General features: G+C 62.8%; 10 protein-coding genes. 1 reads left to right on the top strand and 9 read right to left on the bottom strand.

The features are described 5' to 3' along the window. Window positions 1-187 precede the first annotated feature (187 nt). A complete protein-coding gene (locus tag EOA24_RS21770; protein WP_042642643.1) occupies window positions 188-1,600 on the bottom strand; it encodes a circularly permuted type 2 ATP-grasp protein in 1,413 nt (470 codons plus the stop codon). A 168-nt stretch (window positions 1,601-1,768) separates the two neighbouring features. Further along, window positions 1,769-2,005 (bottom strand): Lrp/AsnC family transcriptional regulator, encoded by a 237-nt coding sequence (locus EOA24_RS21765; RefSeq protein ID WP_027166286.1) that lies wholly within the window; start codon window positions 2,003-2,005, stop codon window positions 1,769-1,771. Window positions 2,006-2,215: 210 nt separating this feature from the next. Here EOA24_RS21765 and EOA24_RS21760 point away from each other — a divergent pair, with 210 nt between their 5' ends. Next, entirely contained in the window at window positions 2,216-2,635 is a 420-nt protein-coding gene (locus tag EOA24_RS21760) for a DUF4864 domain-containing protein (RefSeq protein ID WP_126082589.1), read from the top strand. Between the two features lie 48 nt (window positions 2,636-2,683). Here EOA24_RS21760 and EOA24_RS21755 read toward each other — a convergent pair whose 3' ends face one another. The 7 genes from EOA24_RS21755 to EOA24_RS21725 form a co-directional block, all read right to left on the bottom strand. Beyond that, window positions 2,684-2,872 carry a hypothetical protein gene (locus tag EOA24_RS21755; RefSeq protein ID WP_126082588.1) on the bottom strand — a complete coding sequence of 63 codons (189 nt, stop codon included), beginning with the start codon at window positions 2,870-2,872 and terminating at the stop codon, window positions 2,684-2,686. A 401-nt stretch (window positions 2,873-3,273) separates the two neighbouring features. Further along, window positions 3,274-3,999 (bottom strand): SDR family NAD(P)-dependent oxidoreductase, encoded by a 726-nt coding sequence (locus tag EOA24_RS21750; protein WP_126082587.1) that lies wholly within the window; start codon window positions 3,997-3,999, stop codon window positions 3,274-3,276. A gap of 168 nt (window positions 4,000-4,167) precedes the next feature. Then, window positions 4,168-5,298: a tRNA guanosine(34) transglycosylase Tgt gene (gene tgt, locus EOA24_RS21745; protein ID WP_126082586.1), complete on the bottom strand. Its 1,131-nt coding sequence runs from the start codon at window positions 5,296-5,298 to the stop codon at window positions 4,168-4,170. After that, window positions 5,291-5,560: a hypothetical protein gene (locus EOA24_RS21740; protein ID WP_126082585.1), complete on the bottom strand. Its 270-nt coding sequence runs from the start codon at window positions 5,558-5,560 to the stop codon at window positions 5,291-5,293. Before EOA24_RS21740 ends, tgt begins: the two co-directional genes overlap by 8 nt. Continuing rightward, window positions 5,550-6,638 (bottom strand): tRNA preQ1(34) S-adenosylmethionine ribosyltransferase-isomerase QueA, encoded by a 1,089-nt coding sequence (gene queA / locus EOA24_RS21735; protein ID WP_127410051.1) that lies wholly within the window; start codon window positions 6,636-6,638, stop codon window positions 5,550-5,552. Before queA ends, EOA24_RS21740 begins: the two co-directional genes overlap by 11 nt. Beyond that, complete coding sequence (locus EOA24_RS21730) at window positions 6,638-7,087, bottom strand: DMT family transporter (RefSeq protein ID WP_126082583.1); 450 nt, start codon at window positions 7,085-7,087, stop codon at window positions 6,638-6,640. The genes queA and EOA24_RS21730 overlap by 1 nt, the downstream gene beginning before the upstream one ends. 10 nt (window positions 7,088-7,097) lie before the next feature. After that, window positions 7,098-7,261 (bottom strand): peptidylprolyl isomerase (locus EOA24_RS21725; RefSeq protein WP_189354112.1); only part of this gene is annotated, 164 nt, incomplete at its 5' end.

The following is a 7,261-nucleotide window of genomic DNA, read 5'->3' as shown; positions in this document are numbered from 1 at the left end:
GCTCTATATAGCGGTTCATCCAGTAGAGACCGTTTGCGGTGCGGCCAAGAAGCATGTGGATTTGCCTAGTGAATGGTGAATAGTGAATGGTGAATAGTTAGTAGTACCCAGCAACACTTCGTCATTGCCATCCTCTCGTAACTAGGCATCTGACCATTCACCATTTTACCGTTCACCATTCACCGCTCTAGTCGTCGAGTACCCACGTATCCTTGGTGCCGCCGCCTTGTGAGGAATTGACCACCAGAGAACCCTCTTTGAGGGCAACACGCGTTAGCCCACCCGGCACGATCTGGATTCGGTCCGAAACCAGCACGTAAGGCCGAAGATCGACATGGCGCGGCGACAGGCCCTTTTCGGTCAGGATCGGACAGGTCGACAGCGCCAGCGTCGGCTGGGCGATGTAGTTCGAAGGCTTCGCCTGCAGCTTTTTGGCGAACTCCTGGCATTCCTTCTTGGTTGCGGCCGGGCCGACCAGCATGCCGTAGCCGCCAGAGCCGTGCACTTCCTTGATCACCAGCTCGCTGATGTGCTCGAGCACATATTTGAGGCTGTCCGGCTCCGAGCAGCGCCAGGTCGGGATGTTGCCGAGAATGGCCTTGCGGCCGGTGTAGAACTCGACGATCTCCGGCATGTAGGAATAGATCGCCTTGTCGTCGGCGATGCCGGTGCCGGGCGCGTTGGCGATGGTGATGTTGCCGGCGCGGTAGACATCCATGATGCCCGGCACGCCGAGCGCGGAGTCCGGGCGGAAAGTCAGCGGATCGAGGAAAGCGTCGTCGACGCGCCGATAGAGCACGTCGATCTGCTTGTAGCCTTCGGTCGTGCGCATCGCGACATGGCCGTCAACGACCCGCAGATCCTGCCCCTCCACCAGTTGCACGCCCATCTGGTCGGCGAGGAAGGCATGCTCGAAATATGCCGAGTTGTAGGAGCCTGGCGTCAGCACCGCGATGGTCGGCGCGCCCTTGGCGCTTTGCGGCCTGACCGCTGCGAGCGACTGGCGTAGGAGCTGCGGATAATTCTCGACCGGCCGCACCTTGATCTTCTGGAACAGCTCCGGAAAGAGCTGCATCATCGTCTCGCGGTTCTCCAGCATATAGGAGACGCCCGACGGCGTGCGGGCATTGTCCTCCAGCACGTAGAACTCGTTCTCCGATATGCGGACGATGTCGACGCCGATGATATGGGTGTAGACGCCGGCAGGCGGCTTCACCCCGATCATCTCGGGCAGAAAGGCTTCGTTCCTGGCAACGAGATCCCTCGGCACGCGCCCGGCCCGCAGAATCTCCTGGCGGTGATAGATGTCGTCGAGAAAGGCGTTCAGCGCCTGCACGCGTTGCTCGATGCCTTGCGTCAGCCGGCGCCATTCGTGGCCGGAGAGGATGCGCGGCACGATGTCGAAAGGGATCAGCCGCTCGGAAGCTTCCTGCTCGCCATAGACGGCAAAGGTGATACCGGTCTTGCGGAAGACACGCTCGGCGTCCTGCATTTTCTGGGTAAGCCTGGCCGGGTCCTGCTCCTTCAGCCAGCGATCGTAAGCCTCATAAGGTCTTCTCAATCCGGAAACTTCCGGAAGCATTTCATCGAAGGCTGCCAATCGAGTACTCCCCTCTGAGACCATTTCACTGGCCTCGCCGGAGAAAATCAAGCGCAATCGATGATTTAGGAAGCCGTGACGGCCACTCTATGCAAATTGCCTAAATTTAAGGCACAGGCGGCAAGGTCGGGTCAGCCCCTGCTTGTCGACGGGGCATCGCCTGACCGGTCAAAATGCCCGGAAGGTCACGATGGTGAAGGTGTCCTTGATTCCGGGCAGGATCTGTACCCGCTCGTTGACGAAGTGACCGACGTCTTCCTCGTCGTCGACGTAGAATTTGGCCAGCAGGTCGTAATTGCCGGCGGTCGAGTAGATCTCGGAGGCGATCTCGGCGTCGGCAAGCGCGCTAGCGACCTCATAGGCCTTACCGAGGTCGCACTTGATCTGCACGAAAAATGCCTTCATTGCCCGGTCCTGCCGCCTGCATCGTGAATAAGCGGCCCTTGTGGCAGACTGCCGCCCGGCTTTCAAGCTTCACGCGCCGCGCAGCTCAAAGAGTGGCCGATCCCGCCTCCCGGCGCTGAAATGGCGAAACCTTCGCAGCTCGGTGAAACCACGTCATGCCGCGACGCGTATGTTAGAGTCGTTCGCCAGGCGAATTCCGGGAGGCAGCCCATGCGCCGCGCACTGTTCGCGTTAGCTCTTTTTCCAATGCTGATGACCTCGCTTGCCTTCGCCGGCGATGCGGAGGTCAAGGCCGCGCAGACGGTCATCGATAGCCAGCTGAAGGCCTTCATCGCCAATGACGGCGCCGTCGCCTACAGTTTCGCCGCGCCCAATGTGAAGCAGATCTTTCCGACCGTCGACACCTTCATGAACATGGTGACCAACGGCTATGCGCCGGTGCGAAAGCCCCAATCCTATTCCTTCGGCAGGGCCGAGCAGACCGGGCCCGGCTCGATCGTCCAGCAGGTACTGATCGTCGGGCCCGACGGCAAGGATTACGAGGCGGTCTATACGCTGCAGCAGCAGGCGGACGGCAGTTTCAAGATCACCGGCTGCAGCTTGCGCGCCTCGGCCTCGGTCAGCACCTGAGCAATTCCGGGAAGGCGCGCGACGGCCGGAATTTGGCCGGGCCCACTCTCAATACCGGCGCTGATACAATGTCCAGGCCAGGCCCGAAAGTCCCCAGCTCGTCGAGGCGTCGACACGCTCATAGGCCGACCTGCAGGTCGGCACGGCCTCGACATATTGCGGCTGCCGGTCGATAGGCCCCTCGAGGATCAGCCAGGACGGACGCTCGTCGCATATTTTGTCTAGGGAGACAAACAATGCCTGGCGGCCCAAGGCGTTTGGCAAAATAATCGACGGTCATCACGGTCCGGAATTGCTGGTTGGTGGCGTAATTCGCCGGGCCGTCACGCGTCATTCTGTCCACCATCGCTGCGTAGGACCCCCGCGCGCCGGGCACCCGCAGAACGAGGCCGGCCACCCCGATGACCGCGACGGCCGCTCCAGTCCATTGTTGGACGGCGGCTGCAGGCTCGCGGGAGCCGCTAACACGGCTGGTTTGTGCCCCACCCGACACCGAGGCTTGTTCCGAGACGAGCAAGGTCTGCGCCTTTGCCTGAAATCATCCCGGCAATCTATACAATCGCAGTCGTTTCAAAATGGTTCGCGCCCTCAAGCGGAGGCTTGAGGGTCTCGGGTCGCCTCAGGACATAAACCGGTGTTCAGTAGCGAGCCCGGCCGCCGGACATGTCGAATACCGCGCCCGTGTTGAAGCTGACGGCATCGGAGCAAAGCCACAGCACCAGCGCCGCGACCTCGTCGACGGCGCCAAGGCGCTTGAGCGGACTTGCGCCGATCATGTCGCTGACGACTTGATTGCCAAGTCGCCTGATAAGGTCGGTATCGATCGGCCCCGGCGCGACGCAATTGACGCGAATATCGGTGTCATTAACTTCGCGCGACAAGGCTTTGGTGAAAGCGATGATACCTGCGCTCGCCGCCGAATAGGCTGCAAGATTGGGCAATCCCTCCTTGCCGGCCAGCGACCCCATATTGACGATGCGGCCGCTGCCGGTCTTGCGCATGAACGGCAGAACCTGATGTGTGACCTCAAACGTGCCGATGAGGTTGACTCCGATGATGCGCTGCCACTCGGCCGGCTCGAAAGCCTCGAAGCTGCGATAGGGCCCGAGATAGCCCGCATTGTTAACGAGAATATCGACCCGGCCGCTCTCGGCGATCACTTCGCTCAGGGCTTTTCCGATATCGCCTGCCTTGGTTACATCCACCGTTTGGCTGCGGGTTCCGTCGAGTGGCGCTGGATCGGCATCCCATATCCAGACGTCGCATCCCGATCGCGCCAGTTGCATGGCCACGGCCTTGCCGATGCCCCTCGACCCACCGGTCACGATCGCCGTCTTGCCGGCGAAATCGAACGTCACAGCCATGGCTGATCCCTCAAGACAAGATTCTGCTCCTAGGCAGAACGTCCGTCAATCGGCGGGACCAGCGGCTAGAGCATGTCTCCCGACAGTGGGAACCGGTCTCGGGATAAAGACATGCGTAAGTCAAAGACCTGAAGCGCATCGAGCGAATCCGAAGGACTGCGACGCGCTTTAGATCGCCTGGATGTCGCCCCTCGCCCAGCCTTCGGCGATCTCGGCGGCGCGCGCTTCAAAAGCCTGCGCCTCGATGGCTGCCCGGATGTCCTGCATCAGCTTCTGATAATAGGACAGGTTGTTCCAGGTCAGCAGCATCGCTCCGAGCGACTCTTGCGAGCGCACCAGGTGATGCAGATAGGCGCGCGAGTAATCGCGCGCCGCAGGGCAATCGCTTTCCTCGTCGAGCGGCCGCGGATCGTCGGCATGGCGGGCATTCCTGAGATTGACCTTGCCGCGGCGCGTATAGGCGAGGCCATGCCGGCCGGCCCGCGTCGGCATCACGCAGTCGAACATGTCGATGCCGCGGGCTACCGATTTCAATATATCGTCCGGCGTGCCGACGCCCATCAGATAGCGCGGTCTGTTGGCCGGCAATTCCGGGCAGGTGATGTCGAGCATCTCCAGCATCACCGACTGCGGCTCACCGACCGCCAGCCCGCCGACGGCATAGCCTTTCAGATCCATCGCCTTCAGCGCCTGCGCCGAACGCACGCGCATCGGCGCGCTGTCGCCGCCCTGGACGATGCCGAACATCGCCTTGCCCGGCTGATCGCCGAACGCAATCTTGCAGCGCTCGGCCCAGCGCAGCGACAATTCCATGGCGCGCTCGATCTCCTTAGGTTTGGCCGGAAGCGCTGTGCATTCGTCGAGCTGCATCTGGATGTCGGAATCGAGCAGTCCCTGGATCTCGATCGACCGCTCCGGCGACATTTCATAAGGTGCGCCATCGATATGCGAGCGGAAGGTGACGCCCTGTTCGGTCAGTTTACGGAGCTTCGACAGCGACATGACCTGGAAGCCGCCGCTGTCGGTCAGGATCGGATGCGGCCAGCGCGCGAACTCGTGCAGGCCGCCGAGCCTGGCTACGCGCTCGGCGCCTGGCCGCAGCATCAGATGGTAGGTGTTGCCCAAAATGATGTCGGCGCCGACGCCGCGCACCTGGTCCATATACATAGCTTTGACGGTGCCGCCGGTGCCGACCGGCATAAAGGCCGGCGTGCGGATTTCGCCGCGCGGCATCGAGACAAGACCGCGCCTGGCCTTGCCGTCGCTGGCAAGCACCTTGAAGGAAAAAGTCTCAGCCATTGAATTCCTTGTCGTGCACCGGCGCATCGGGCGCCTGCTCGTCGAGCGACTGCCGGTAGCGGATGCAGCCGCGCATGAATTTCGGCCATGGCGGCACGGCGATCGACGGCTCGGTCTTTTCCGGCAAAAGGTCCCAGAGGTCGGGATGATGCCAGCACAGATCATGCCCGGTCGTGTCGCGATGCGCGCGGATGCCGGCGCGCAGCTTCCTCACTTCCGCGATCAGCCTATTGCGGTCCATGCCGTTGAGATCATCGTCCATCGCTCGTCTCCGCTCGGTAAAGCAGGCTGGCATCGCCATAGGAATAGAACCTGTAGCGGTTCTCGATGGCATGCGCATAGGCCGAGCGCATCGTCTCCAGCCCACTGAAGGCTGAGACCAGCATGAACAGTGTCGAGCGCGGCAGATGGAAATTGGTCATCAGCATGTCGGCGGTGCGGAAGCGATAGCCGGGCGTGATGAAGATGTCGGTCGGTCCGGACCAGGGCTCGATCCTGCCGTCCGCGCGAGCCGCGCTCTCCAGAAGCCGCAGCGATGTCGTACCGACGCAGATGATCCGCCCTCCCCGCGCCTTGGCGGCGTTGAGCGCCGCCGCCGTCTCGGCACTTACCGAGCCGGTCTCCGCATGCATCTTGTGGTCGGCCGTGTCGTCGGCCTTCACCGGCAGGAAGGTGCCCGCGCCGACATGCAGCGTGACGAAGCGGCGCTCGATGCCCCGGGCGTCGAGCGCGGCAAACAGTTCCGGCGTGAAATGCAGCCCGGCGGTGGGGGCAGCGACCGCGCCCTCTTCCCTGGCATAGATGGTCTGGTAGTCGGCGCGGTCGCGCTCGTCATCGTCGCGCTTCGAGGCGATATAGGGCGGCAGCGGAATGTGGCCGACGGCATGCAGCGCCTCATCGAGGAACGGCCCGGAAAGGTCGAAACCGAGCAGCGCCTCGCCAGCCTCGCCCTTTTCGAGCACCGTCGCGTCAAGCTGGCCGAGGAAGCAGGAACTGCCGTCATGACCGAAATGGATGCGGTCGCCGGCGGCGATGCGCTTGCCCGGCCGCATGAAAGCCTGCCAGCGGTCCGGCGCCACGCGCATATGCAGCGTCGCCTCGACCTGCGCCACCGCCTCGCCGCGCTTGCGCATGCCTTTGAGCTGCGCCGGGATGACCTTGGTGTCGTTGAACACCAGCACGTCGCCTTGCCTTAGCAGCGAAGGCAGGTCGCAGACGACGCGATCCTGCAATGGTTCGCCCGGCTCGACGACCAGCAGTCTGGCGCTGTCGCGCGGTTCCACCGGACGAAGCGCGATGCGCTCCTCCGGCAGCTCGAAGTCGAACAGGTCGACACGCATCAGAAAAGCCGGATGAGCAGCGCCCGGGCGAGCAGCATTACCGCGCCGGCGACGCGGCCAAGCGAGATTTCGCGTACCGCCACGCCAAGGAAGCCGACGCGGTCGATCAGCATGCCGGCGAGCAACTGCCCGGCGACCAGGAAGGCCATGAGAGCCGCAGCGCCGATGCGCGGCGTGAGAATGGTGGAGAGCGTGACATAGAAGCCGCCGAGCATGCCGCCGGCGATGAACAGCCAGGGCGCAGGCGCCTTCCAGTCGAGCGAAATGCCCTGCAGCCTCACCACCGCGAGGGCAATGATGCCAAGGACGATGGCGCCCGACAGGAACGAGAACGCCGCGGCGGCCACGGGAAGGCCGAGGCCGCGCGCCAGTTGCGAATTGATCGGCGCCTGGATGGCGATGAAGGCGCCGGACAGGATGCCGAGCAGGGACCAGACTGCGCCCATCATCGTTATGCCCTTACTTGACGTCGGCCGCGACCTTCAGCGACACGATCTTGTCGGGATCCTGCACCGGCTCGCCGCGCTTGATCTTGTCGACATTTTCCATGCCCTCGATGACCTGGCCCCACACCGTGTACTGGCGGTTGAGGAAGGCGGCCTCGTCGAAGCAGATGAAGAACC

It is taken from the genome of Mesorhizobium sp. M2A.F.Ca.ET.039.01.1.1 (assembly GCF_003998035.1).
In the GTDB taxonomy this organism is placed as follows: Bacteria; Pseudomonadota; Alphaproteobacteria; order Rhizobiales; family Rhizobiaceae; genus Mesorhizobium.
This window is presented reverse-complemented; position numbering and strand designations above follow the sequence as displayed.